22 protein-coding genes are annotated in these 26432 nt (G+C 59.9%); 16 read left to right on the top strand and 6 right to left on the bottom strand.

Annotated features, from left to right (window positions below; translation table 11 throughout):
- Positions 1-90: 90 nt before the first annotated feature.
- From SH664x_RS13310 to SH664x_RS13295, 4 genes are all read left to right on the top strand, one after another.
- Positions 91-294, top strand: a complete 204-nt coding sequence (locus SH664x_RS13310; RefSeq protein WP_437201668.1) for a hypothetical protein — start codon at positions 91-93, stop codon at positions 292-294.
- Positions 295-542: 248 nt separating this feature from the next.
- The gene (locus SH664x_RS13305) at positions 543-1607 is read left to right on the top strand and encodes a 3-oxoacyl-ACP synthase III (RefSeq protein WP_437201666.1); all 1065 of its coding nucleotides are present in this window, start codon (positions 543-545) and stop codon (positions 1605-1607) included.
- A 169-nt stretch (positions 1608-1776) separates the two neighbouring features.
- A complete protein-coding gene (locus SH664x_RS13300; RefSeq protein WP_437201664.1) occupies positions 1777-3399 on the top strand; it encodes a DUF1553 domain-containing protein in 1623 nt (540 codons plus the stop codon).
- A gap of 108 nt (positions 3400-3507) precedes the next feature.
- Entirely contained in the window at positions 3508-4449 is a 942-nt protein-coding gene (locus tag SH664x_RS13295; protein ID WP_437201662.1) for an aminotransferase class IV, read from the top strand.
- A gap of 102 nt (positions 4450-4551) precedes the next feature.
- Here SH664x_RS13295 and SH664x_RS13290 read toward each other — a convergent pair whose 3' ends face one another.
- On the bottom strand, positions 4552-5127 hold the full coding sequence (locus SH664x_RS13290) for an RNA polymerase sigma factor (RefSeq protein WP_437201660.1): 576 nt from the start codon (positions 5125-5127) through the stop codon (positions 4552-4554).
- 635 nt (positions 5128-5762) lie between these two features.
- Between SH664x_RS13290 and SH664x_RS13285 the strand changes: the two genes are divergently transcribed.
- The 6 genes from SH664x_RS13285 (at position 5763) to SH664x_RS13260 (ending at position 14915) form a co-directional block, all read left to right on the top strand.
- A complete protein-coding gene (locus SH664x_RS13285) occupies positions 5763-7181 on the top strand; it encodes a reverse transcriptase family protein (protein ID WP_437201658.1) in 1419 nt (472 codons plus the stop codon).
- Positions 7182-7401: 220 nt separating this feature from the next.
- Positions 7402-8280 carry a hypothetical protein gene (locus SH664x_RS13280; RefSeq protein ID WP_437201656.1) on the top strand — a complete coding sequence of 293 codons (879 nt, stop codon included), beginning with the start codon at positions 7402-7404 and terminating at the stop codon, positions 8278-8280.
- A 398-nt stretch (positions 8281-8678) separates the two neighbouring features.
- Positions 8679-9713, top strand: a complete 1035-nt coding sequence (locus SH664x_RS13275) for a zinc-binding metallopeptidase family protein (RefSeq protein ID WP_437201654.1) — start codon at positions 8679-8681, stop codon at positions 9711-9713.
- Positions 9714-10466: 753 nt separating this feature from the next.
- Entirely contained in the window at positions 10467-10664 is a 198-nt protein-coding gene (locus SH664x_RS13270) for a carbon storage regulator (RefSeq protein ID WP_437201653.1), read from the top strand.
- A gap of 47 nt (positions 10665-10711) precedes the next feature.
- A complete protein-coding gene (locus tag SH664x_RS13265; protein WP_437201651.1) occupies positions 10712-12670 on the top strand; it encodes a S41 family peptidase in 1959 nt (652 codons plus the stop codon).
- A gap of 490 nt (positions 12671-13160) precedes the next feature.
- Complete coding sequence (locus tag SH664x_RS13260) at positions 13161-14915, top strand: carbon starvation CstA family protein (RefSeq protein WP_437201649.1); 1755 nt, start codon at positions 13161-13163, stop codon at positions 14913-14915.
- A gap of 63 nt (positions 14916-14978) precedes the next feature.
- Here SH664x_RS13260 and SH664x_RS13255 read toward each other — a convergent pair whose 3' ends face one another.
- Positions 14979-15227, bottom strand: coding sequence for a hypothetical protein (locus tag SH664x_RS13255; RefSeq protein WP_437201647.1), 249 nt, complete (start codon positions 15225-15227; stop codon positions 14979-14981).
- Positions 15228-15367: 140 nt separating this feature from the next.
- Positions 15368-16261, bottom strand: coding sequence for an imidazole glycerol phosphate synthase subunit HisF (gene hisF, locus SH664x_RS13250; RefSeq protein WP_437201646.1), 894 nt, complete (start codon positions 16259-16261; stop codon positions 15368-15370).
- A 281-nt stretch (positions 16262-16542) separates the two neighbouring features.
- Here hisF and SH664x_RS13245 point away from each other — a divergent pair, with 281 nt between their 5' ends.
- The 6 genes from SH664x_RS13245 to SH664x_RS13220 all read left to right on the top strand — a co-directional run bounded on the left by SH664x_RS13245 (position 16543) and on the right by SH664x_RS13220 (position 23828).
- Positions 16543-18132: a hypothetical protein gene (locus SH664x_RS13245; protein WP_437201644.1), complete on the top strand. Its 1590-nt coding sequence runs from the start codon at positions 16543-16545 to the stop codon at positions 18130-18132.
- 25 nt (positions 18133-18157) lie between these two features.
- A complete protein-coding gene (locus SH664x_RS13240; protein ID WP_437201642.1) occupies positions 18158-18637 on the top strand; it encodes a hypothetical protein in 480 nt (159 codons plus the stop codon).
- 42 nt (positions 18638-18679) lie between these two features.
- On the top strand, positions 18680-19171 hold the full coding sequence (gene tsaE, locus SH664x_RS13235) for a tRNA (adenosine(37)-N6)-threonylcarbamoyltransferase complex ATPase subunit type 1 TsaE (RefSeq protein ID WP_437201640.1): 492 nt from the start codon (positions 18680-18682) through the stop codon (positions 19169-19171).
- Between the two features lie 91 nt (positions 19172-19262).
- Complete coding sequence (locus tag SH664x_RS13230; RefSeq protein ID WP_437201639.1) at positions 19263-20543, top strand: glucuronate isomerase; 1281 nt, start codon at positions 19263-19265, stop codon at positions 20541-20543.
- Positions 20544-20698: 155 nt separating this feature from the next.
- Positions 20699-22381 carry a SpoIIE family protein phosphatase gene (locus SH664x_RS13225; RefSeq protein ID WP_437201638.1) on the top strand — a complete coding sequence of 561 codons (1683 nt, stop codon included), beginning with the start codon at positions 20699-20701 and terminating at the stop codon, positions 22379-22381.
- Between the two features lie 430 nt (positions 22382-22811).
- Entirely contained in the window at positions 22812-23828 is a 1017-nt protein-coding gene (locus SH664x_RS13220; protein ID WP_437201636.1) for a hypothetical protein, read from the top strand.
- A 150-nt stretch (positions 23829-23978) separates the two neighbouring features.
- Here SH664x_RS13220 and SH664x_RS13215 read toward each other — a convergent pair whose 3' ends face one another.
- The 3 genes from SH664x_RS13215 to SH664x_RS13205 form a co-directional block, all read right to left on the bottom strand.
- Positions 23979-24473: a hypothetical protein gene (locus SH664x_RS13215; protein ID WP_437201634.1), complete on the bottom strand. Its 495-nt coding sequence runs from the start codon at positions 24471-24473 to the stop codon at positions 23979-23981.
- A gap of 28 nt (positions 24474-24501) precedes the next feature.
- Positions 24502-24909, bottom strand: coding sequence for a hypothetical protein (locus SH664x_RS13210; protein WP_437201632.1), 408 nt, complete (start codon positions 24907-24909; stop codon positions 24502-24504).
- A gap of 167 nt (positions 24910-25076) precedes the next feature.
- The gene (locus SH664x_RS13205; RefSeq protein ID WP_437201631.1) at positions 25077-26336 is read right to left on the bottom strand and encodes a sulfate adenylyltransferase; all 1260 of its coding nucleotides are present in this window, start codon (positions 26334-26336) and stop codon (positions 25077-25079) included.
- Between the last annotated feature and the right edge of the window lie 96 nt (positions 26337-26432).

The following is a 26432-nucleotide window of genomic DNA, read 5'->3' as shown; positions in this document are numbered from 1 at the left end:
AGGAGCCTGGAACAGTTCGGCCAGGTTCGAATCGTCATTGACGACTTTTCGACTCAGGATTGCCGACTGTCTCAATTGGAATTTTCTGAAATGGCAGATCTCAATATTCAACTGACTCGCCGACAGCAGGAACTTCTGCTTCGCGGGCTGCGATTCGTCCGGAGCTCGGTCGCGCTGGATATGCAGGAGTGGAACGCGGACGTGGATCATCAGCGTCAGAGCAAGTACACCGAAATCGAAGCGCTGCAAAGCCTCCTGAACGGCGCCAAGATTGTCGAAGCAGCCAACGTCTGAACCAGTTGTCTGGCTCAGACGTCTGATTCCTGCGTGGCCATCCGGCATGATAAGGCCGGAGATCGAGTCGGGACCCAAACCCGCTTCTACGCAGTCAACCGATCACCGACCCGAACACCTGACGGGTTGGAGCTCACCCTGTGCGACATCGACAGCCCGACCTCCCGCAGCTGGGGATGTCGGGCTGATTTTATTGGAATTCCCGGGCTGAGGATGGCCCCTTTGCGACGATCCCGGAAAATTTACGGATGAACTATCAGAGAGTCTGCGTCGAAGCCTTCGTGACGATCCTCCCGGACGAGGTTGTCACTTCTGACGAGATCGAAGCCGAACTCGCTCCGGTCTACGACCGCCTCGGGCTCCCCGCCGGTCGACTGGAATTGATGACGGGAATTCGTGAACGTCGACACTTCCCCAGAGGCACGCGGCCGGGGCAGATCAGCGGTCGGACGGTTCAACGAGCTCTGGAGATCTCCGGGTTGAACCCCGCCGACTGCGGAGCCCTGCTCCACGGCTCGGTCTGCCGCGATCAGCTGGAACCCGCCACCGCGACTGGCGTCCACCATGCTGCCGGTCTCCCCGCCGATGCCCTCGTGCTCGACGTCAGCAATGCCTGTCTGGGGCTGCTCAACGGCATGGTGATGATCGCCGACCTGATCGAACTCGGTCGGATTCGGGCTGGAATTGTCGTGGGGACGGAGATCGGGCGTCCACTGGTGGAAGCGACCATTGCGAAGCTGCTGCGCGATCCGGGGGTCACGCGCAAATCGATGAAACTGGACTTCGCCTCGTTGACGATCGGCTCCGGCACCGCGGCAGTCGTGCTTTGCCATGAATCCCTCAGCCGAACGGGCAATCGACTGGTGGGAGGGGCCTGGAAGGCGAATACCCGGCACCACAATCTCTGCGAAGGGGACGTCGACGCCGCCCAGACCGGAGACAATCGCCCCCTGATGAGCACCGATTCCGAAGCCCTGCTGCACGCGGGAGTCGAACTGGCCGAACAGACGTGGAGCAAAACCCGCTCGACGCTGGGCTGGCAGAATCAGGATGTTCAGCGGGTCTTTACGCATCAGGTGGGGAAGGCGCACCGCAACCTGCTGCTGGAGCGGCTTGGGCTGTCGGAAGAACTCGATTTCCCGACCGTGCAGTTTCTGGGGAACACCGGCGCGGCCGCTCTCCCCACGGCAGCCGCACTCGGCCTGCAGCAATGGGCCGGTCAACCGGGCGAACGGGTGGCACTGCTAGGGATCGGGAGCGGATTAAACTCGCTGATGCTCGGGCTGGAATGGCAGCAGACCCTGCCGGAGTGAGAAATTCCGGGGTTCCTCCAACAGTTCACTGGCGGCAACCGTATAGCTAGTGGGCCGCGAGCCGTTCAGTCCTTTCGGGTGAGCGATCGGCTGCGACTGCGGGCGTGTATTGAAAGTCCGGTGGCGAATTCCCGGGCATTCCAGATTCATAATGTGATAGAGTCGTGTGATGCACCCGCAGACGTGGACCGTTGCTCTGTGCCGACGCCTCATTCTGTCAGGCTCCCTGCTCTGCCTGCTGGGGATTCTGCCTGCAGGTGTTTCCGTCGTCCCGCTGCAGGCGGCGGATACGCTCCTCCGCGAGGACGAGACAGAGGTGGCTGTCCGTCAGCTGACCGCCCGAATTGACCAGTTGCTGGCAGCACGGTGGGAAGTGGAGAACGTGGTTCCCGCCCCATTGGCGGACGATGCAGAGTTCTTCCGGCGGGTCTCTCTCGACATCTGCGGCCGCATTCCGGAAGCGTCTGAGGTCCGCGATTTCCTGCGGGAAAGCCGCCCCGGCAAGCGGTCAGAGACGGTTCAGCAATTGCTGGCCAGCCCGGCCTATGTCATTCATTACACGAACCTCTGGCGGGAAACGATGATCCCCGAGGCGAACAGCGATCAACTGGTTCGCATTGTTCTGCCGGGGTTTGAGTCCTGGCTGCGCTCGCGGATTGCCGAGAACCGGAACTTCGCCCAGATCGTCGAGGAGATGCTGACCGTCCCCGTCGGGCGAGACGACGTGCAGGGATTCCGGGAGCCTGAGAAGCCGACACCGGTCGCCTTCTATCGAGCCAAGGAAGGGAAGCCGGAACGCCTGGCCGCCGCCACCTCACGGCTCTTTCTCGGAGTCCGGCTCGATTGCGCGGAGTGTCACGATCATCCCTTCGATCACTGGAAGCAGGCCCAGTTCTGGGAGAATGCCGCTTTCTTCACCGATGTTGATCTGTCGAATGCGGAGCGCCAATCAGGCCGGATTGCCATTCCGGAAAAAGGGCTGACCGTCACTGCAAGATTTCTCGATGGAGCTGTCCCCTCTGCCGAGGCTCAGGATCTCCGTGCGGAACTCGCGAACTGGATCATCTCTCCAGGGAATCCCTATTTCGCTCGGGCCGCCGTGAACCGGATCTGGTCGTACCACTTCGGAATCGGCCTGGTGGAACCGATGGACGATTTCAGCGAACACAATCCCCCCAGCCATCCGGAACTGCTCGAAGAACTGGCAGCCGCATTTGTTCAACAGGGGTATGACTTCAAGTTCATGATCAGGGCCATCACTGCCAGTCGGGCATATCAGTTAACGAGCCGGCAGACCGACCCCTCACAGAGTTCCCGTCGGCTGTTTGCGAGGATGCCTGTCCGCGGTTTGAGCCCCGAGCAGATTTTCGACAGCCTCGCGCGGGCCACCGGCTATCGCCAGCCGTTCAATCCTGAACAACCTCTGAACTTCAACAACGACACCGCCCGGCAGGAATTTCTGACCACGTTTGCGAATCAGGCGGAGGCCCCGCCGGACCGGACCTCAACCATTTTGCAGGCCCTGTCGCTCATGAACGGCCGGTTCATCAGCGAGGCCACGGATCTGGAGTCGAGCCGGACGTTGTCGGCGGTGGTCCATGCTCCGTTTCTGACATCGGATCAGAAAATCGAGGCACTCTACCTGACGACCCTCAGCCGCGTACCGACTGATGTGGAACGGCAGCGTCTCAGCGAATTCCTGAAACAGCAGGCAGCGGACGAGACGGGGCGGGCCTATGCCGACATCTTCTGGGTGTTGTTGAACAGCAATGAGTTTCTCCTGAATCACTGACCGCAGACGATCTCACCCCGCGCTCTCGCGGAACAGGCCACTCGCATTTTCGGTAGACGGCCTCCCCTGCAGAAGCCGCACAGGTGCACCGGGTGTTATCATGCGGCCATGAATGCCGACTCTCCCTCACTGCCGGTTGTTGTTCTGAATGGCAAGTTGCTCCCGTTCACGGAAGCGCGGTTGCCGATTTACGATCTGGGAATCGTGCAGGGGGCGACGCTCACCGAGCGCCTGAGGACAGTCCGGCATGAGCCGTTTCAGGTGGCAGAGCATCTGGACCGGCTGGAGCACTCGCTGCGATTTGTCGGCTGGAAATCTCCGGCGACAAGGGAGGAACTGGCGACTGCCATCCAGCACGTGACCCGCCAGAATTCCCGGTTGATCGACAGGCACTCCGATCTTTCCGTCGTGGTTTTTATGACGGCGGGTCAGGCTCTCGGGGATGCCAACGGATGCTGTTCGCAAAGCGCCCCGAGCTGGTGCGTTTATACGTCGCCGCTTCCGCTGTCGCAGTGGGGGGCCGCCCATCGGCAGGGGCTGCATCTGGTGATCCCCAGCATCAGAAGCCTGCCGGCGAGCACGCTCGACCCGCGGATCAAAATGCGCAGCCGGTTGCATTGGCTGCTAGCCGATCAGGAAGCGCAGCACGTGGCCCCCGGAGCGGCGGCGCTGTTGCTCGACCAGGAGGGGTTTGTCACCGAAACCAGCACCGGCAATCTCTTTGTCGTTCGACAGGGACAGCTGTGGACTCCCGCAGTCGAAAAGACACTGGCGGGAATCAGTCAGGCGGAGTTCATTGGTCTGGCTGCCGCAAGCGGAATCAAATGCCACCGGGCCGATTTGCGACCGGAAGATCTGGCTGCTGCGGAGGAAGTTTTTCTGACGTCGTCGACTTATTGCCTGCTCCCGGTCACCCGGCTGAATGGCGCGATGATCGGGGGGAGCAATCCGCGTCACGTCACCGAGGAGTTAATTCGGTACTGGCAGCGGAAACACAACTTTGATTTCCGTCAGCAGGCATTGGATGCGCTGAAATCGCAAGAAGCTTGAGCCGGGTCGCGCTTGCGTGGTGGAAATACGGATGTCTCGGAGGATCGTCAGAAGGTTCTCGAAACGGGCCCGGCGGCGAAGATCTGAACCGAGCCTTCTGTTTCAACCGGCGTTTGGAACTTTCACGTCCCGCATCCGTTCCCGGGCGCGATGCAGCGTGGGGCCGATGGAATTCTCGGGGATGCGCAGCTGCGTGCTGATTTCGTGGTAGCTCTTCCCCTCGAGGTAAAAGAGCCGCACGATCGCAGCCTCTGAAGGAGAGAGTTGATTGAGCAGCGCGCGCACCTGTTCCGCGTCGGCATGCCCTCCCCCTTCCACACCGTTGACGTGCAGGTTGGAGTGGTGGGCAATGATATGCCCCATCGCTTCCGACTTTCGCCGCTGCACAATGGACTTCACGACAATTCGCCGGGCGACGACTGCCAGATAGGTTGCCAGCGAAGAATGCCCTTTGAAGTGCCGCAGCACGGAAAAGTCATTCTTCAGGAGCGTGACATAGATCTCAGAGCAGAGGTCTTCAATATCGTCCGCGGAAAGCTCGACGCTGCGCACGTAGGCGGTATGACGAATCACGTGGACAAACACGCCGATGAAGCGGTCCACGAATTCTTCCCATGCCCCGGGCTCTCGCTGCAGACAGCGGGCGAGAATCCGGCGATCGGTCTCTACAAAGGGCACGGGACGCACTCCACGCAGGGTGCAGCACCAAGGTGTGCGGCAACAGGGTCGATCCTCAGCGGCATCTGCCGTAATTTTAGAACCCCGGTTCCAGACCGACAACGGGGAACTTTTGCCCCCGCGCGAGCGATTTTTCGAAAAAAATCACGGTGCATGACCAGCCCCGAGACTTTGACAGTGTTTGGAGTTTGCCAAAACCGGCGAAATCCGCATTCTCCGCAGATCCCTGACATCTTTCCTGATCGGACTGCATTGACGCCATCCGGACCTGCCTTTCATAATCCCGCCGTGGCCTGAGGGTTGTACAAGCTCTGTCCTCTGGACACTGTGGGGCTACCCCACGGGCGCTGACATGTTTCCCATTCGATGGAGGAAGATTGTCACCGGAATGCAGATTCCGTTGCAATCTTCGCCACAGGATTCGTTGTCCAGCCCTCCGGCCATCCTGATATAGAACGATCCACTTGCCATTCGAGGAAGTGGGGCGAGTCGCGAAGTTGGAGAATTCCTCCATTCCAGAACGGATCTCAGACTGTCGTCCTGCGGCAAATTGAATGACGCCCGCCGACACCGCACAGTTGATCCGGGATTCCTCCCTTCGCTCACAGGCCCTCAGACCAGAAGCGTTTTGACCGATGGGACTGTTCGCCTTTCTTCGCCGTCTCTTCGGTGGTTCTCCTCCGGCAGTTCCTCCTGTGCCGGGACCTGTTTCAGATCCGGTCTTCGAACTGCCGTCGCAGCCCGTCCCCGCTCCTTCGCAGGCATTGCCGCCAGAACCTCGAACCGATGTGGCACCCGTCGCCGCCACAACAGCCTCCACGGTCGCCCCGCCGGTTGTGAAATCGGCCCGCTCAGTCCGGGTCAGTGGAACTGTCGCCCGGAGTCACGGCCCGGTGCTGCTTCGCCCCTTGAACTACCAGTCGAGCCTGATCCGGACGCCACAAACCCGCGAAGTCGTGGAAGGACGACCGTACCAGTTCGCCTTCCCGGTCGCCCGCAGCGGACACTTCCTCGATCTGTCGACCGATGTCGATCAACGTTGGCTGGATTACTTCGGACTGCCGCTGTTGCGGACGCCGGATGACGTCGCCGACTGGCTGGAGATTCCGATCGGTCAGCTGGCCTGGCTGACTCACCGCAGCCGACCGGGGCATCGCCCGCAGAGTGCGTCGGAATCCCATTATGTGACGAGCTGGATTCCCAAGCGAAGTGGCGGCTGGCGACTGCTCGAAGCCCCGAAGCCGTTGCTGAAGCAGGTCCAGCAGCAGATCCTTCGCGAGATTCTCGACAAAGTCCCCGCACACCCGGCCGCGCACGGGTTCGTTCAGAACCGCTCGATTCTGACAAATGCCGAACCTCACCTGCGGCAGCGATTCGTGCTCAAGCTCGACCTGTCCGACTTCTACACCACCGTCCGCTATTCCCGCGTCGTCGCGATTTTTCGAAGCCTGGGATTCAGCCGTGAAGCCGCGATCTGGCTCGCCCGCCTGACGACCGCTGCCTTGCCGTGGAACAGCACCGCGCCTGCTGCGGTCACCAACCTGAAACGATTCACCGCCGCGCACCTGCCGCAGGGGGCGAGCACCTCACCAGCCCTCGCCAATCTTTCCGCCTTCAGCCTCGACGTCCGGCTGGCAGGGCTCGCAGAGGCCTATCGACTGAACTACACCCGTTACGCGGACGACCTGACCTTTTCCGGCAGCGGACTCTCCGTCCCGGCACTGCGGGAAGTGATCCCGTTGGTCCGGCGCATCGTCTGTTCCGAGCGTTTCTTTCTCAATTCGAAGAAGCTGCGGATCGTGAGAAACTGTGAACGGCAGGTTGTCGCGGGGGTCGTCGTGAATCAGCGACCGAATATTTCGCGGCCGGAATATGACAAGCTGAAGGCGATCCTGCACAACTGCGTGAAGCAAGGGCCCGCCGGTCAGGGTATGGCTGATCACCCGGACTTTGCGGCGCACCTGCGAGGGCGGATCGCCCATGTCATGCAATTGAATCCACAACGGGGGCGAAAGCTTCTCGCGATTTACGAGCAGATCAACTGGAACCGATAAAAGGGCAGATGGCTCTCTCCAGTCCCCGCGCAGCGAGCGTTTTGCTTAATGAAATGCTCATTTCCGCGTGGCGAGATCGGGTCCATCAAAAGCAAAGATGGTCCTGGATCGTGTCCCCTGCTGGAAAGAGCTCACCGCGCAGGTCACTCCGGGACCGATTTTCCCGGACAGGTGTCTGTGACAGGGAGAGCAGGCAGAGGACCGCCGGAGGGAGTGACGGATGAGCCAGACCGCTGCCGATCCATTTGTCGCGCCCATTCCCCGCGGCACCCGCATTCTGCAGGCGACCTTGCGGGTGGGGGTCGCCGTGCAGTGCTTTGGTCTTGCGATCTCCGTTTTGGTCCTGCGGGGCGAATCACCGCTGGTTACGTGGTGTGTCCGGCATGCGGAACTGAATCCGGCTGGCGGCCTGCTTGTCGATCGACGGCTGGCGATGGCGGTGGCGATTGCCGGGTGCTTCTCGCTGCTGCGGCCGGCGTGGTTCGTGCTGGTTCCGTTGGGAATCTTTCAACTGCTGCAGGGCGGTTTTGCGGCACTGCTGGCCGAGTCGGGGACGGGACTCCTCATCTTCTGTGAACAGGCGTGTCGCGTCGCACTGCCGTTCGGCTTGCTGCTGATCGATTTCTGGCCCCCTGCCATGCGTCCCTCGCTGGCGTTGAATCGACTGGCCGTTTTGCTGTTGCGGCTGGCGACCATCGTCGCTGCGGTCAGTTGGGGGATTCACGCGCTGATCCAATATCAGCGTGGGGGAGATCTGGTCGTCTGGCTGCAGTTGACCTGTTCGAAGTTGTTACAGCGAGACGTCGAGGCCAGCACGGCACAGGCGGGGTTGGCGGTCCTCGGGGCCATCTGTATCGCCGGGGGGCTCTGTCTGGCACTCTCTCGCAACCGGCTGGTGGCAGGCGGGTTGAGCGGGTGGGGCTTCCTGCATGCCTTCTCGCAGGTGATCGCCGCGGGAGGAGCCGGGGCCGGACTCGCACTCGCCGGTTTTGGTGATGGAGTTGCCCCGCTGGTGGTGCTGTTGTTCTGGATGCTGACGATAAAAGAACATGGCCCCACCTACCTGACGGAACCCTCCCCTGCCCCATCGCGGCGGTGAACGACAGCTCCCGTCGCTCCCGGCCACAACTGTTGGCGAAACCCCGTTGTCGGGGGTGTTTCGACGGTTGATCAAACGGCTGCAGCGGCTGAGCTTCTGTCTGAACAGCAAGCATCCCGAACGGTTTTGACCCGCATCGATCCCCCTTCAAACCTGTGGGTCGACGCTCTCCCCGGGACCGCAGCGTTGAAGAGGAGTCGACATCACTAAGGGAGGGCCTAGGAAATCAGGCTGCGCCAGAGACTTCTCGGGTTCGGCGAGGCTTCTGTGGGGTAGCAGGAAACAGGTCAGGGAAAAATCCGGCACACCGAATGCTTTCCGTACTCTTCAGCGGGGCAAGCCCGCTTTGCGCTCGTCTGACGCCATTGTTTCACCCCACAGCCGGGGAGGAGTTGACCGTGAAAACGTTTCGGTGCAGCTGTGGAAACCCCCTCTTCTTCGAAAATACTCAGTGCGTGAAGTGTGGCCTGGAGACAGGTTTTTGTCCGCAATGTCGACAAATCTCTTCGCTGACAGCGATTGGCGACAATCTGTACACGTGCGGTCAGGGGGGCTGTGGGGCGACGTTGTCCAAGTGTCACAATTATCAGGTCGAGAATGTCTGCAACGCCTGCGTCACGGTGGGTGAGTCCTCTGTTCCCGATGCGTTGTGCGAATTCTGCTCGCTGAATGACATGATCCCGGATTTGAGCGTCGAGGGAAACAGGCTGAAATGGGCTCGCCTCGAGGCGGCCAAGCGCCGCGTGCTCTATGCGATTCGGTGGCTGGGACTTCCTGTCGGAACTCCGGAAAACGGCGTCATGCCGTTACGATTTGATTTTCTGGCCGACGCGGAACGGCCGGTATTCACCGGTCATGATACTGGACGGATTACGATCAACATTCGTGAGGCAGATGATGTCGAACGCGAGAAGGCCCGCGTTCAGTTTGCCGAGCCGCAGCGGACTCTGGTGGGGCATTTCCGGCACGAACTGGGGCATTATTACTGGGAAGTCCTGATTCCCGGTGGGCGGGAAGACGAGTACCGTGCGCTCTTCGGCGATGAGCGCAGCCCGACCTATGCAGAAGCATTGGCCCGCTATTACGAATCGGGGCCACCAGCCAACTTTCAGGAGAATTTCGTTTCCGCCTATGCCTCGATGCATTCGTGGGAAGACTTCGCCGAGACGTTTGGCACTTATCTCGACATCGTGAGTATTCTGGACACGGCGAACCAGGTCAGTGCCCGCGATTTTCAGGGGACAGAGTGTTCCAAGATGATCAGCGATTACCAGCGGGTCGGGATTCTGGCGAACGAATTGAACCGTGAAATGGGATTGAAAGATCTGGTGCCGGAAGTGTTCGGTCCGAAAGTGGCCGAGAAAATCTGCTACGTGCATCGGCTGGTTTCATCGAATGCCGCGATGCAGCCTGCGGTTGCGAGCGTCGGTTAGGGCAGGTTGCTACGCCTGATGCCCGCGCGGCAGGCGTTGCGGATACTGGCATGCTGGTCTCCGCCAGGCGCGGAGGGGGTAATCAAAAGTTAAAATCCTCTCAGAGGCGAGTCCGAGAGTCCCCCAACGAGATTCCAACATTTCTTCGCGGCGGTTGAGAGCAGAGAGCTTTCGACCGGCCGCGTTTCTTGTTTCATCAGATGGATTGTTCTGACCGGTTCGCAAGCCGGTGTGTGAGGAGCGACGGGCCCGTCGGTCCGCGCGGGGACCTCTGGAAACCGCGGAGTCTGAATTCGCGCCCCGTTTCGTCTTGCCGGGTGCCGAACTGCCCCCGGGGGGCTCTCTCAGTTCATACCGTCGGCCGGCCAGGGCACCGACGCTATCTGCCGTCCCGCTGACGGCAATGTCTTCTGTTTGTAGACACTCGCAGAACCCGTCCAGCGGCAGGAACTGCCGATCGTCCACAGATTGACTGCGGTCCAGTTGTAAGGTCGCCATCTGGACACGTTGGTCATGGCAAGGCTTACAAAGTCGACGGCACTTTTCTGTCAACCCCAAATCTGTCTTGGAGAAAAGATGTTCTTTAAGTTGTTTTGTGGTGGTTGGTTGTGTTTTGAGTGTGCGTTTGCTGAGTCTCTTCGGCACGCGTCGTGCATTAGGCCTTCAGAGGATGGCGAGAGGTTGAGTCAAGTGCAGTTCCTCGCCACGACATGACAAAATCTGTCAATTTTTCCAAGGACAAGGAGTTCGACAATGTTGGTTTTAACGCGCAAGCAAGGTGAAACGATCCGCATCGGTGATTCAATTGTCGTCAAAGTGATTTCGTGCGGTCGAGGGAAGGCCAAAATCGGAATCGACGCCCCCACCACGGTGCGGGTCATCCGCGGAGAGCTGCTCGATGCTCTCATCAAGTCGAGTGAAGCCGTCACTTCTGAAGTTGTTCACGCCTGATCTCCCGTCTGCTTCTGCCCCTTCCATTTCATACAGGAATGATTCCTATGAAGACCTCACACCCCACGACACGAATCGATTTTCTCTCGTCGCTGATGATCGTCATGGTGATCACGACTCTGGCCGTCGCTCTGTTCGGGCTCCAACCTGTCGACGACCACACGGTCACTCCGCGTCATCCCAATTCTTACGAAGTCCCCACCCGCGTTATTCGCAGCCAGAAGCCGGACACCTTGATCCGCACTGACGAGGGACTCCCCCGCGCCCGTGAAGACGCGGTTCGCACGGCCATTAGCGGAAGTCCCGGAAGGGGGCCCGGCAATGGTTACGGCCCGGCTGCGCCGACCGACGAATCCGATCTCAAAATCAGCAATCGCGCGAGCGATGCCAATATGCTGAGCTTCACACGGCAGACGAGCCTGCAGCAGATGGCGTCCGTGTATCGCGAAGCGTCACAGATGATCGATGCCCGTCACGTCAGCCCGCCCTCTTATGAAGACCGGACCCGTGGTGCGATTGCCGGTGTGATCCGTGCCATTCGCAACGAGACCTTTCTGCGGGTGAATCAGGCTCAGGCCAATCCGCAGGCAATTCAGGCGGTCGAAAGCCAGCTCGTCCAGATTGCCAACAGCCAGCCCGCCCGCGATGCCAATGAAGCGGTGGGGGTGATGCAGTTGACGGCCGAACTGGTCAGCCGCAGCCTCGGGATTCGTCGTGAGGCGGTTGCTGTGGAATTCATGAACGGCACGCTCGATCATCTCGACAAGTATTCCGCCTTCCTGCCGGAAAGTTCCGGGGGGCGTCCGGGGGCCGCGATCGAACCCTATCGCACTGTCGGACTGGAAGAGCATGTGGTCGGCATCGGTGTGGAGCTGAAGGCCCATCCGGAAGGGGTGGAGATTGTCAGTGTGATTGAAGGAAGTCCCTCCGAGCAACTGGGACTCCGCGAAGGAGACCTGATTGTCACCGTCGGACAGCAGCCGGTCGGCGGCAGGACTTTGAACGAGATCGCCGATCGTCTGGCAGGCCCGGCAGGTTCCTCCGTCACCATCGAAGTGGTGCGGGATGGCCGGAAATTCCGCGGGACTCTGGTTCGTCGCAAGTTTTATGTCAGCAGTGTCACGGGGGCGAAAATGATCGATCCTGCCGGCCAGATCGGCTACCTGCGGATGAAGCAGTTTTCGGCTTCGTCCGCTCAGGATCTCGAAAAGGCCTTGTGGTCCCTGCACAATCAGGGGATGAAAGGTCTAGTGCTGGACCTGCGAGGAAACCCTGGGGGGCTGCTCGACGTCTGTATCGCGGTCACCGATATGTTTCTCCCCTCGGGAGTGATTGTCTCGACGAAGGGGCCGAATGCATCGGACAACTCGACGGAGATGGCCAAGTATGAGAAGACCTGGGGCGTTCCGCTCGTGGTATTGCAGGATGAATATTCCGCCAGTGCCAGTGAAATTTTTGCCGCGGCGGTTCAGGACAATCGTCGCGGGGTGATCATCGGTCGGAATTCCTACGGAAAAGGGACCGTGCAGACACACTTTCCCATGCGGACGGTTTCCGCCACCCTCAAGCTCACAACGGCGAAGTTCTACGCTCCGTCCGGTCGGGAGATGGCGGGTCAGGGAGTCACACCGGACGTCCCGGTGAATGCTCCGGCCAGTGGAACGCGAGGGACCGTGAACGATACCGATCTGCAGGTCGCCGTGCAGGTCTTCCGTGAAGGGACCCCGTCGAACCTGGCCGCAATGTCGGGAAATGGACAGGCTCCCCGGTCGATCGGACAGTTCTATCGCCAGCTGGGACCGACACAGAACCCGCAATATCCCGGACAGAATCCTTACGGAATTCCGCAACAGCAGCCTCAGCAGTACCAGTTCCCGGTTCAGCAGGGGCAGCCTTATCAGGTCGGCTACCCGCCGCTGCAGATGAATCCGGGTTATCCGGGAGCGGGGCCCAACCTGAATCGGAACATGTTTCAGGCCCGCGATCCCCAGGTTCGTGAGTACTGAACTCGGCCCGATCCGCGGAGACTTTGGCAGGCTGAGCAGGGTTTCGCCGACGGACCTGCTCCCGGCCATCAGGGAGCGCGAGTCCCTCGGCGAACCGTCACGACAGCCGCTTTGCGATCGCAAGGCGGCTGTTTGTTTTGCGAGTGTCTGCGGGCGCACTCGGCTGGCAATCCTCCGGATGGGGAGGTTGTGAGCGTTGCAACGCTCGCGGGAGGGAGAGCGGCTCGAGCCGCCTCTTCTCCTTCGTGCCCCTGCAGCAGTCAGTTCGTTGGTGGAAAGGCTCGCATTTGCGGGTCGAGAGCTGAGCCAATCCGGAGTGAGAGTGCTCACTGTCTGCTCGGATGCAGACTGACATGAATTCGATTCTGGACAGGAAGTTCACAATTGTGCATGATGCGTCCAGTCTGGCGCCCAGGCTCGGGAGATGACGAGCCTACACGAGCGGCGTCCTGTCTGTCGCTGTCGACGTTCCCGCGCCGGGTACCTGCTCATGATGATCCTGATTGTTCTCTCGTCCGCAGTGATTCTGACCATCGCCTATGTCACGTACGGTCCGATCCTGACCCGGCTGTTGCGGCTGAATGACAAGAATGTCACACCCGCTGTCGAGCAGCGCGACGATGTCGACTATGTTCCAATCGGGAAAGGTCCGCTGCTGAGTCAGCACTTTTCGGCCATTGCCGCCGCGGGACCGATTGTCGGGCCGATTCTGGCCGGGGCGATGTTCGGCTGGCTGCCGGCGTTGATCTGGATTCTGGTGGGCTCGATTTTTGTCGGCGGGCCGCACGACTTCACCGCGATTGTGGCCTCGATCCGGCACCGGGGACGTTCCATCGCGGAAGTGGTCCGCGAACATATGAGTACCCGAGCCTTTCTGCTGTTCCTGATATTCGTCTGGCTGGCACTGGTCTATATCGTTGTCGCATTCGCCGATATTACGGCAGCTTCGTTTATCGGCGTGCAGGAACTGGAGAACGGACAACAGGTTTCCGGGCCGGGGATTGCCACCTCGTCGCTGCTGTATCTGGCGCTCCCCATTATCATGGGGTTGCTGGTCCGTTACACGAAACTGACCGAAGGCTGGGCCACGCTGATTTTCCTGCCGCTGGTGGGGGTGGCCATTGTGGTCGGCCAATCGATTCCGTTCGATGCCGCAGCTCTGGTGCGGTATTTCCGTCCCGAAATGTCGGTGGCCGACTCGCTTGTTGCCGCACACCAGGGGTGGGACGTAGCGCTGCTCATCTACTGTGCGATCGCTTCTGTCGTGCCGATGTGGTTGCTGCTGCAGCCTCGCGGCATCCTGGGAGGATACTTCCTGTACGTGGCGCTGGGGGTGGGGGCCCTGGGACTGCTGGTGGGGAACGAATCGATCCAGTTGCCCGCTTATTCGGGCTGGACCGCTGCGAACGGCTCAACACTGGTGCCGGTGCTGTTTATCACGATTGCCTGCGGCGCCTGTTCCGGGTTTCACGGTCTGATTGCATCGGGAACGACGTCCAAGCAGCTGCGGGTGGAGAGTGACGCCAAGCCGGTCGGGTACGGGGCAATGCTGCTGGAAGCGATGGTCGCGATCGTCTCCCTCTGCTGCGTGATGCTGCTGGCTCCGGGGCATGAGCTGCTGGCCAATCCGAAGCCGAACTTCATCTATGCCCGGGGCATTGGGATGTTCATGGAGAAGCTGAACGTGCCGGCCGCTCTGGGCGTTTCTTTTGCACTGATGGCCTTCACGACCTTTGTCTACGACACGCTGGATGTCTGCACTCGCCTTGGGCGTTATATCATTCAGGAATTGACCGGAATGAGCGGCAGTGCAGGTCGCTGGATCGGAACTCTGGTGACCGCGGGGGCACCGGCGTTTTTCGTCCTGCAGACCGTGACCGATGCGAATGGCAAGCGGATTCCCGTCTGGCAGGCCTTCTGGGCTCTCTTCGGAGCCAGCAATCAGCTACTGGCGGCGTTGACCCTGCTCTGCGTGACGGTCTGGTTGTGGCGCACCCGCCGGGCGATGTGGGTCTGGTTAGTCACCGGAATTCCGATGGTATTCATGTATGTCATGAGCACGCTCGCCCTGGCCGATATGATCCGTCAACACTTCAAAAACGGCATGACGAGTAATCCCGTCGCCTGGGTGGCGGTGCTGCTGGTGATTCTGGCGGCGCTGATGCTGATCGAGGCGATCCTCGCGCTGCGTGGACCGCGGCAACCGATGGTCGACCAGGCACTCGCCCCGGAGGCGACAGCCTGAGCCCGGCCCGGGCGAGCCTGCGGAAGCTCGCAGAACGCGCGATTCTGATCCCGTCGGTTGCGACTACTGACGATTCCAGCCGGGAACGTATTGATCACTGAAGAGCAGCTGCAGCTGCTCAGCGCGGTTCTCGGTCTGACTGGCCACAATCTGGATGGCGTCGGCGATCAATTCCAGTCGCCGATCCCCGTCGAGCTGCTCACGTCCCGGGGAACGGTCCAGTCGATCGAACTGGGCTGCCAGATCGAGGAGTCCGCAGCGGATTTCCAGATAGTGGCGATCAAGAACTTGCTGGGCGGTTTGCTGTGACATCGCGTGCTCCGCGGGACTGGAGAAGGACTTCAGGTGTTTCGTGACTCATCGCCCAACGGACCGTGCTCCCCAGGACCGTCCAGGGATCGGCCGACGATCGCAGGCCGGGACGTTCCATGAGCTTTGACGTTCCAGGTGCTTTATTGTCGACGGGGGATGCGGACCGGCACTCCCCCTTGCTGCAGGGCCGCTTTCGTTTCCGCAATTGTGAATTCACCATAGTGAAAGATGCTCGCTGCGAGCGCCGCACTGGCACCGCCGATGGTGACCGCCTCCAGCAGATGCCGTGGGTCCCCTGCTCCACCGCTGGCGATCACCGGAATCTGAACGGCGTCGGAGATGGCGCGGGTGATCTCCAGATCGTAACCGTCCTTTGTACCGTCGGCGTCCATGCTGGTCAGCACGATTTCCCCGGCTCCGAGGCGTTCGACTTCTTGAGCCCACGCGACGGCATCGAGTCCGGTCGGTTTGCGGCCGCCGTTGATATGCACATCCCAGACCACCTGTGTCGGACGGGGCTCGAGACCCTCAAACTTCCTGGCGAATGATCCGGTCGGCAACGGTCGGGGCCGAACCCGTAGAGATTCGGGCTGCGCGGCGGCCGCTTCACCCAGATCGCCGCCGGTGAGTGGAACCCGCTTCGGGTCGATGTTGACGACAATACATTGATTCCCGAACCGCAGCGCCGCCTCCCGGACAAACTCGGGGTCCTTCACCGCCGCGCTGTTGATAGAGACCTTGTCGCAGCCCGCCTTGAGCAGTCGGCGAATGTCTTCGAGCGTGCGGATTCCCCCACCGACCGTCAGGGGCATGAAACAGACTTCGCTGGTCCGGGAGACGACATCGAGAATGATGTCCCGCTGCTCGTGGCTGGCGGTGATGTCCAGAAAGACCAGTTCGTCGGCCCCCTCCGCTTCGTAGCGGGCGGCGACATCGACCGGGTCACCGGCATCACGCAGATTCAGGAAATTAACCCCTTTCACGACGCGGCCGGCGTGAACGTCGAGGCAGGGAATGATCCGTTTGGCAAGCATGGGTTCAGGCTGTGGTCTGGAGTCGGTCGCAACCGGGGACGTCATCGGTTCGCTGTGGTCTGACGGACAGGACAACCGGCTTTCCAGCGGGTTCAGGTCGGGGGAAGCCGGTTTCACTCTCCGATCGGGGCCCGGGCTGGCAAAAGCTGCTGATCGGTCGACCGGACAGCGGAGAACGACCAGTTTAGCCGCTCTTCGGGAGGAACGGAATTTGACGGCTGGAAAGACAATCTCCATACTCCGGAAACCAGTTCCGTCCCTTCGCATCAAGGATGTATGACGTGTTCGATCCCGCTCTCTTTCAGCGTTCAGCAGATATTCGCGGCCTGTATCCCAATCAGATCAACGAAGAGCTAGCCTGGTTCACCGGCCGCTATCTGGCCGAGAGCCTGAAAGAACTGCTGAAAGGCACCGCCCCGAAGATCATTGTGGGGCGCGATGGACGGGTGTCGTCACCCGCGATTTATTCCGCTCTGATTCAGGGAATCGCCAGTGTGGGAGTCGCTGCCATTCCCGCCGGGCTGGCGACCACCGACATGATTCAGTGGGCCGTCGGTTCCGGGCAAGATGGTGCTAATGCCGGTGCCATGGTGACCGCTTCGCACAACCCTCCGGAATACAACGGCATCAAGATGGTGGTCAAAAGTGCCGAGACCGGCAGTGTCGACGTGCTGCGACCGGCAGATCATCTGGCTGGCCGCTTCGCCAAGGACGGCAGCAACGCCAGTGCTGCCACCCCCGCCTGTCACCCGTTTCCGCAGCAGAGCCGGCTCGACCTGCAGGAAAAATTTGTCGACGCCGCTCTCGACCTCTCCGACCGACTGGGCAAGGCATCGGGCAAAATCGTGCTCGATCCGGGGAATGGCGTGGGGGGCCTGTTTCGCCCACTGCTGAAGAAACAGCTGGAAAAACGGGGGGCTCAGGTCGAACTGCTGGCGGTTGCCGAGCGGATCGATGGAACATTCCCGACCCGTCCCTCCAACCCCGGTCTGCCGGGAGCGGTCAAGCTGCTGCAGGAAACCGTCATCGCGGAAGGCGCACGCTTCGGAGCCGCTTTCGACGGTGATGCCGACCGCGTATTTCTCGTCGACGAGTGGGGACAGTTCGTCTCGGGCTCGGTCCTGCTGGCGGCGTTGGCCCGCAACCTCGTGCAGAAAAACGGGGGCAAGGGAGCCGTTGTGTATTCGGCTGTTTCGTCCTGGATCGTTCCGGAAACAGTGCGGGCGGCGGGGGGAACGCCGATTCTCTGCCGCGTGGGGCAGGATGCCGCCAAAGTGGCGCTGACCAAAACCGACGCCGTCTTCGGGGGGGAATCGTCAGCACACTACAACTTCCCGGCCGCCTACTGTCTCGATTCGGGGCTGTTCGCCATGGTGGTCTTCTGGGACATGCTGCTGGAAACCCAGCTCAGCTGTTCACAGTTACTGGGACAGTTGAAGCCCTGGCCGAACAGTGGCGAGCTGAACCTGAAGGTGGAGTGCAGCGACTGGAAGGCGATGAGCGCCGAAATTATCAGTACCATCAAGGCCGAGAACGGCGTCGAGACCGCGAACAATTATGTTCTCGATATCGACGGCGTGAGTGTCTTCCATCCCCGTGTGCCGCAGTATCAGACTGTGAATGATGTTTTCAAGATTGACCCGCAGGGTGACCCCGAGGGCAAGATTTATCGCGAAGTGCAGAACTACACACCCGAGTGGTGGTTCAACGTGCGGGCCTCGAACAATGAACCGCTGTTGCGGTTGAACGTCGAAGCCCGTGATGCCGGAGAAGTGGCCGGTCGGGCCTATTCGTTGATCTCCCGCGTGCGGGAGATCGCGGGTGAGCGTGCGAAAATCACCGTGCAGGACTGGGGCAATCTGAAGTCGTGAAACGGACCCGAACGGGAGGTGACCCATGCGCAGAATTTCATCGACGGCGACTTCCCTCTTTCAATGGATTCCCGTTGCCCTGTTTGCCCTGTTGGGCTGCCTGGTGGCGGGGACCAATGTCGCCGCGATGAACGGCAGGGTTCCGTTCGGATTGGTGCTGATCATCCTGGTGCAGTCCTCGATCATTGGTGGCGTGATCTACGTGATCGCGAAGGTGCTCGTGTGGCCGCTGGCGGATGAAGTCTCGATCGATGATGAGCACGACGAACTGATCGCTCGCAAGCGAGGGGTCGAGGTGCGGGTGCCGATCCGGGAGATTATCAATGTCGATTCCACGGTCCTGATGAATCCCGAGAGAATCACCCTGCTGCTTGAACAGCCAACGGCGCTGGGGCGGGAGATTGTCTTTACTCCTCCGCTGCTGCTGAGCCGGGGTCTCTCGATGAAACGTCATCCGATCGCGACGGAGCTGATCGCCCGCGCCCGCGGTGTGGACGATTTGTGAGCGGTGCAGATTTTAACGCGATGCCAAGGGTGATTGATCACGATGTTGAAGCTCGAAGCGGCTTCGCTGGCCGAGACACAGCGAATCGGTCACGCGCTCGCGGGGGTCCTGCAGGCGGGAGATGTCGTCGAACTGAACGGCGACCTCGGCGCCGGGAAGACGCATCTCGTGCAGGCCATCGCCGCCGGACTGCAGGTGACGACCGATTTCGTTCATAGCCCGACGTTCGTCCTGATTCAGGAATACGACGGCCGACTGCCGGTCTGTCATATTGATGCCTACCGTCTGAATGACGTCGACGAGTTTCTGGAGCTGGGGGCGGATGAACTGCTGGGGGCGGATAATGTCTGCCTCATTGAATGGGGAGAGCGGGTGCGAGAGGTGCTCCCCCGGGACCGGTTGACCGTTGAAATCCGGACAACCGGCGAATCCTCCCGCGAATTCCTGCTGCAGTCTTCCGGTCGTCGCAGCGAACGGATTGTCGAGGAGCTGGCGCAGCCGGATTCTCGCCTCGCCGACCTGATCCGCAGCTGAGGAACCGGCTCCCGGGCAATCGCTTGCAGTCGCATGCAACAATGACGAAACTGGACGCCCGTATCACCTCTTCCGACGGACCCACAGCGCCATGACTGATTCTCTCGAAGCGTCTCTCTTTCAGGAACTCGAACAGCTGGTCCTGATCGACCCTCATACGCACATCAATCCGCACTCGCCCGCTTCAAAAACGCTGGCGGACATTATGGGGTATCACTATTACACCGAGCTGGCTCACTCCGCGGGCCTGCCCAAGGCGCAGATCGAAGGGGCGGAAATTACCCCGAAGGAGAAAGTCGGCCGCATCGTCGAGAAGCTGACCGACCTGGACAACACGATTCAGGTCAGCTGGCTGCTGGATATCTGCCGCGAGTTCTTCGGCTTCCAGGAAGATCGCATTACCAAGGACAACTGGGAGTCGCTGTACGATACCGCTGAGCAGAAGATGGCTCAGGAGGACTGGGAACAGCAGGTGCTCTCCCACAGCAAGCTCGAAAAAGTCTTTCTGACCAACGATTTCGACGATCCGTTGACCGGCTTCGATACGACGAAATACATCCCCTGCCTGCGGACGGATGATCTCGTCTTCCATTTCCTGAAGAAGGCGACCCGCGATCGTCTGACCGCCGCTTCGGGAATTGAAGTCGGCGATGCCAATACGCTGAAGGAAGCCATCGGCAAACTGTTCCAGCACTTTGTGAAGAACAACGTCAAGGCCTGTGCGATTTCTCTGCCGCCATCGTTCACTCCGACCAAGGTCGATCCCGGTGCCGCTTCCGCGATTCTGAAGCGGGCCGTGAAGGGGCAGCGGCTGACCACTTCTGAGCAGGAGATGCTCTCGTCGTTCACCTTCTGGACGATCACGGAGTTCTGTGAAGCCCATCAGCTGCCGTTCGACCTGATGATCGGTGTGAACCGCCGGGTCTATGAAGACGGCGTGTTTCAGGGGCAGGACCTGTTTGACATGCGGGTCTCGCTGATTCAGTACAAAGAGCTGTTTAACGCGTTTCCGAAAGTGGTCTTCCCGGTTTCAGTCCTCGGTTCCGTTAGCAATCAGGAACTGGCGAGCTACGCCTGGATCTTCCCCAACGTGGTGACCAACGGGCACTGGTGGTACGCAAATATCCCCGGCTATATCGAGTCGGACACCCGCAACCGTCTGGAAGCGGTCCCGCGCAGCAAACAGATCGGTTACTACAGCGACATGTACAAATTGGAATTCGCGCTGCCGAAGTTCCGGATGTACCGCCGGGTGCTGGCACACGTGCTGTCGCGCGATTTCGTGCGGGCTCGGGGCTGGACCGAAGAAAAGGCACTCGCGCTGGGCAAACAGATCCTGCGCGGGAACGTGGAAACGATCTTCAAGATGTGAAACCTGGCAATCCGCTCTGCTCAAGGCGGCAGTCACCAGATTTCAAAGTAAGATAAAGCAGCGGCGGGAATCGCGTGGCAGTTCGCACGGTTCCCGTCCTTTGATTCCGGAGTTGCTCAATTCCGGCAGGTTTGCAGTCAGGGGACTCCACGGCGATGAACAAGCTCATTCTTCTCCAGGAAGGACAGGCGACCCCGTTCAATCTCGATCGGGACGAGATGTTCATCGGTCGGCTCCCCGAGTGTGAGATCCAGCTCCCCTCGAATATGGTCTCCCGGAAGCATGCCCGGGTCTATCTGGAGGGGGGGAGCTACCTGATCGAAGATCTCGGCAGCGGGAACGGAACGTTCGTCAACGGTCAGAAGATCGCCGGCCCGCATCGCCTGAAGTCACAGGACCGGTTGAAATTTGGGCCGATTCTGGTCCGCTTTGAAGCCGATCCGGCTCTCCATGGAGCGGGGGACGATTCCGCCATCTCTGCCCTGCATCACGCGCAGCGACTGACCGGCGGCTTTCAGATCAGCGATGACAACTCGTCGTCGACCATCATGGGGAGCCTCGACAGCTCCGGAGGTTTCGGACTGCTTGACGTCCGTCCGCAGGAAAAGCTGAAGGCCATTCTGGAAATCAGCCGGTCGCTGGCGGGAACGCTCGACGTCGAGAAACTGCTGCCGAAGATTCTGGATTCGCTGTTCACGATTTTTCCCGCAGCGGATCGCGGCTGCATTCTGCTGAAAGATCCCCGCAGCGGCGAAATGGTTCCCCGGGCGATGAAGCATCGCCGTCCGGATGAAGATTCCTCGGTCAAACTGAGCCGGACGATTCTGAACAACGTGCTCACCCAGAAGAAAGCGATTCTTTCGGCCGATGCGGCGAGCGATGGCCGGTTTGACGCCAGCGAATCGATTTCCGCCCTGACAATCCGTTCGATGATGTGTGTCCCCATGCTCGATCTGCAGGGGGAGCCGGTCGGCGTGATTAACATCGACACGCAAAATCCGCTCACGCAGTTCAAGAGTGAAGATCTCGACATCATGGTGGCCGTCGCCGGACAGGCGGCACTCAGCTATGAAACTGCGAAGTTGCTGAATTCTTACGTACAGAAGCAGAAGCAGGACAACGAAATGAACATTGCCCGCAATGTTCAGCATGCCCTGCTCCCGGAACTGCTTCCCGAGATCGGGGGCTATGAGTTCTTCGCGTCTTATGATTCCGCACAGGCGGTCGGGGGGGACTATTACGATGTGATCCCGACTCCAGACGGGAAGATCTGGCTGGCGTTCGGTGACGTCGCCGGAAAGGGAGTCCCCGCCTCGCTGGTGATGTCCCGGATGTCGAGCGTCGTGCGGAGCGTCAGCGACTTCGTGACGAGTGCCGCGGAAGCGGTCGGTCGCATTAACGATCACATGTGTGCCAAGGCTGTCGAAGGCCGATTCATCACATTCGTGCTGATTATTCTGGACCCGAAAAACAACAAGATGACCTGGGTCAACGCGGGGCATATGGCTCCGATCGTTCGCAAGGCGGACGGCACGCTGGAAGAAATCGGGAACGATGCGGTCGGCGTTCCAATCGGTGTGATCTCCGGATTCCCATACGAAGAGCTGGAGCGTGATCTCAATCCGCAGGAGACCGTTGTGATCTATACCGACGGTGTCAGCGAAGCGATGGACCCCAAGAATGCCCTGTACGGGATCGATCGGCTGATGAAGTTCATCGAGACCGGTGCCCGTAAGCCTTCCGATCTGGGCGTGGCCATCCGGGAAGATGTCCGCAAGCATGCCAACGGTCGGGAGCAGAACGACGACATCACGCTGATGGTGTTCGGCCGCGTCTGACAAATTGGCGTGTTTGAGGGGAGTGGGGTGCCTGTGACTGCCTCGCTCTGCCCCCCTGGTACGGCGCGGGTGGTCTGAATTGCCGCAGTTGGTGCTATCGCCCGGATTTCTCCAGCGGGAGTGCTGAGACCGGTCAGGAAAGCGGTGCGACTGACTCTCCGCCGGAACTTTTCTTTGTAGATTCCCTATTCTTCCTGTCTGGTCTATCCGGACTTCGGGCGATTCGAATCACCACTCCAGACCGGACATCCGATACCAATGGAGAGACACGCCCAGACGGCGTTGTTCAGGTGCGGAGTCACCCCGTTAGAGCAGACCGCTCCTTCTTCGGTTCATACTGAAAATCCTTCGATGATCGATGGATTGCGGCCGGGAACGGGCGAGCCAATCCGACGTACGCGCTCTCGAATCCAGGACGGAAACCCAAACGATGTTGCGCAACCTGAATTTCTTTCCCATTCTCCTTCTCGCCACGCCGGTGTTGCTGATGCCGGCGGTCTCCGTGGCTCAGATGGTCCCGGGGACGGGAACCCTGATCAACACCGATGATTTCGAGAACGAGAACTTCAACTACGTCCACAACTGGCCGAAGAGCAGTAAAGAAGAAGACAATCAGACCCGTCCGCCGATGGGGCATTCGAATAACAATATGTGGCTGGAAAGCCCGAAGCGGGGTTCTCCCGATTCGATCAAGCGGGTGGAAACGCCCGCTGGCGGCATTCCCGGGAGCAAGGGAGCCCTTTACCTGCGGACCCGTGATTCCGGCATTCCCGGCAGCCCGGGTTACAATCTGCGCCGAACGGATGAAGAGCGAAAGAACTTTGCTCAGGACGACTTCATCATGGCTGCCAAGCCGATGTCCGTCTCCAGCTCGCCGAGTTGCGTGATCCGGATCTATCTGCCGGAGTGGGAGCAGTGGGAACAGCGGATGGGTGTCTCCTTCGGCTTCCGGGCCGGAATGCAGGGACCGCAGGAAAAGACCAAAACGGTCAGCATGGGCAAGCGGCTGTTCAAAGGCCGCCGCACGGAAACCGTCACCGAGATGGAACCCTACTACCCCGGCTTCTTCATCCAGTACGTTCCGGCCACCGAGCCGAGCAACAAATCCGGCAAGCCGTATGCGGTGCTGCTGCTGCGTGCCGATGAACGGGGCCACGAGATGCAGGGGCCGGTCATCGACAAGACCGGCTGGTGGACGCTGGGAATGTCGGTCACCCCCGATGCCCGCGTGCACTACTACGCCCATGCCGGCGTGGAAGACCTGACCGCCGCCGACTATATCCGGTCCTCCCTGCCCTACGGCATTCGGGGAACCTTCTTCAACACGATCTTCTTCAATGTCTGCTCAGCAGACGACGGCAAGACCTGGTCGACGCCGTGGATTATTGATGATCCGAAGGTCTACAACGGATCGGGAGCTCCGATTCAGCAGGCCTCACGCCGCTGATTGAGAGGCCGCCTGGCACTTGAGAGAGCCGCATGCAGATCGCACGCGGCTCTTTTTGTTGGTATTTGGAGCTCCCAGGATATCCCCTTTCGCAATGAGTAGGCGGAGCGGTTCGAGCTCATTGTCCACCAGTCTGCTACGGGGATCCGCTCACCAGAAGTCGCCATCGACGACCACCAACGTGGTCTCGGGGTTTTCAGGTCGAATGAATCGATCCAGGTAACTCTTCGCAAATTCTTCACGCTCCGCAACGGTCTCTGAGGACCCCCCCTCCACCCCGATCTCTCCCACTGAATACCAACCGGAGTCGTCCAGCACGGCGTAAGTCGAGAACTCCCAGTTCCAACGGAATGCGGTCCTCAAGTCTTCGAGAGTGAAGGGGGTTTGCCCAAGCGGCTCTTCACCACCGACTTCCGATCGCAATCCAATCCGCTCGAGGACTTCGTGCACCGTGCGATACAGGCTTTGCTTGTTTTCTGGAGCATGGATTCGAAGCTGACAATCACTCTCGCGGTCAAAAACGTATTCCGTTGCCGACGGATCGCAGGCTCCCATCCGAGTGAGCCAGGTGACCTGTTCCCAGAATTCGTTGATGGCCGCATCGACCAGGGATGACATCCCTTCAAAATCGACATCTTTGAGCATGGCGATCTCTACTGAACGTGCCCTCTCCTTAACGAGCAGCAGCCCGCTGTAGCGACCACCGATTTTCCAACAATCCCATTTCGCGTTGGGATTGTGCCAAAAGCCGGAAACGCCCGATGTCCGGATCGCGTTCGTTCTTCCCTCGCCATCTTGCCACGAACGCCTCGAAGGTTGCGAATCTTTCCTTGTGCGGAACGGCGCTCCTTGCCAGATGCTCCGGTACTTGTACTTGGAGCTGGCCGTTCCCCCATGCTCCAGGAAGCTGGAATTCTTTGTCGAATGCCATCAGCAGTCGTCCGTCACCTGTGACGACCATGTCCACTGACTCTGTTTCATACTCCGACCGGAAGCTGTCTTCCTGATCCTCAAAGACAAGATATTCCCTGGGGCATTCCTGATCGTTGTTCGACTGAAACGGCGCGAGCAACTCTTTCACCGCGGATTCAACGTCACCACCATGGGCTGCCAGGCGAGCCGGGGAAACTTTGGAGGATAAGGGAGTCAATTCGCCCTTGAAATAGGAACCTGGGGTCGCTGGAGCCAACAAAAAAAGCCACACACCCGAAAGTGCGTGGCTTATGAATTTAACGTCCCAAGAATTGACTACTGCTTCATCGCAGCGGCCAGAATGCGGGAGGTCGATTCCCGCATGATGCGCGGATCGACCATTTCACCCTTAACGAGCGTGTTCCGCACGTCCTTGCCCGAGATGAAGACCGGCTTCTCGTCCTTGTGGTTTTCCATCAGGTCGACGCGGCCCATGGAATCGTAGTAAGCGGCGAAACCAACGTTCACGGGCTTGATCTTCAGGTCGCCATTCAGCTTGTTGAAGATTTCCTGAGCATCGAAGTCGCCCCAGATGGCGGTGCCGTCGTAGTAGGGGACGTCGGCGTGCTTGCGGCCGATCACGATGTGGCTGTAGCCCATGTTCTGGCGGTAGATGCCGTGCATGATGGCTTCTTTCGGGCCGGCGTAGAACATCTTGATGTCCAGGCCGAGCAGCTTCACGCGGTCGGGAACCGATTCGCCGCGCTTCTTCCAGAGTTCCACATCGCTGTCACCGTCGCCCATCTGGCGCTCGGAGATCAGCTTCTCGTAGGTTTCCATACGGACGACGGCGTTGACGTCGTCACCCTTAGTCTCACCGATCAGCGGATTCAGCACAGCGCCGGCGTTCTTGCCATCCTTCAACAGCTTTTCGAGAGCGTACACCAGGGCGTATTCGTGAGCCCGGTGCAGCGGATTGCGGGTCTGGAAGGCGACAGCAGCATCCCAACCGGTTTCGGCCAGCAATTTACGGACTTCGCGCGGAGTCAGCACGTACTGCCCGAACTTCGGGTTCTTCGGCTGCGGCAGGGCGCGAATTGTTCCGCCGATGAGGAAGGCCTTCTCGGCGTCCGGGCCCTTGAGGACCATGTCGGCACCCGGATGATCGACGCGGCCTGTTCCGTAGACGGAAGAGAGATACTTGCACTTATCCCAGGGATAGACATCGCTGACGTCGAGCGTCGCGATGATTTCGCCTTCGGGATTGGTCAGTGCGACCTTCTCACCGACGGCGAGGGTCTTCGCGAGAGCCGCGGTCACCGGGAAGGCGATCGGAATGGTCCAGGCGTATTTCTTGCCATTGGACTCGACCACGGATTCTTCCAGAACCCGGTCGTAGGTCTTGCGATCCATCGGGCCGGTCAGCGGGCTCAATGTCCCGTCAGCGAACCGGTAAACGCTGGAAACATCGGCTGAAGAAACAGGGACCTGCTTCAGGCCGGCAGCTTCCTGCTTGAACGCGGCGGCGTCTTTTTCTGAAACGGTGCAGCAGACAGGTTCCGACAGACCACCATGCGGAGGGAGCAACTCAGCCATTCTCTCAACCTTTTTGATAGAAAACTCTTATGTATGATTTTGGGCATCCCAGCCCGGGGGAAGCGGCGATTCGTGCGATCGAACCCAAAAGACTCC

It is taken from the genome of Planctomicrobium aquicomposti, from assembly GCF_051466325.1.
GTDB lineage: Bacteria > Planctomycetota > Planctomycetia > Planctomycetales > Planctomycetaceae > Planctomicrobium.
This window is presented reverse-complemented; position numbering and strand designations above follow the sequence as displayed.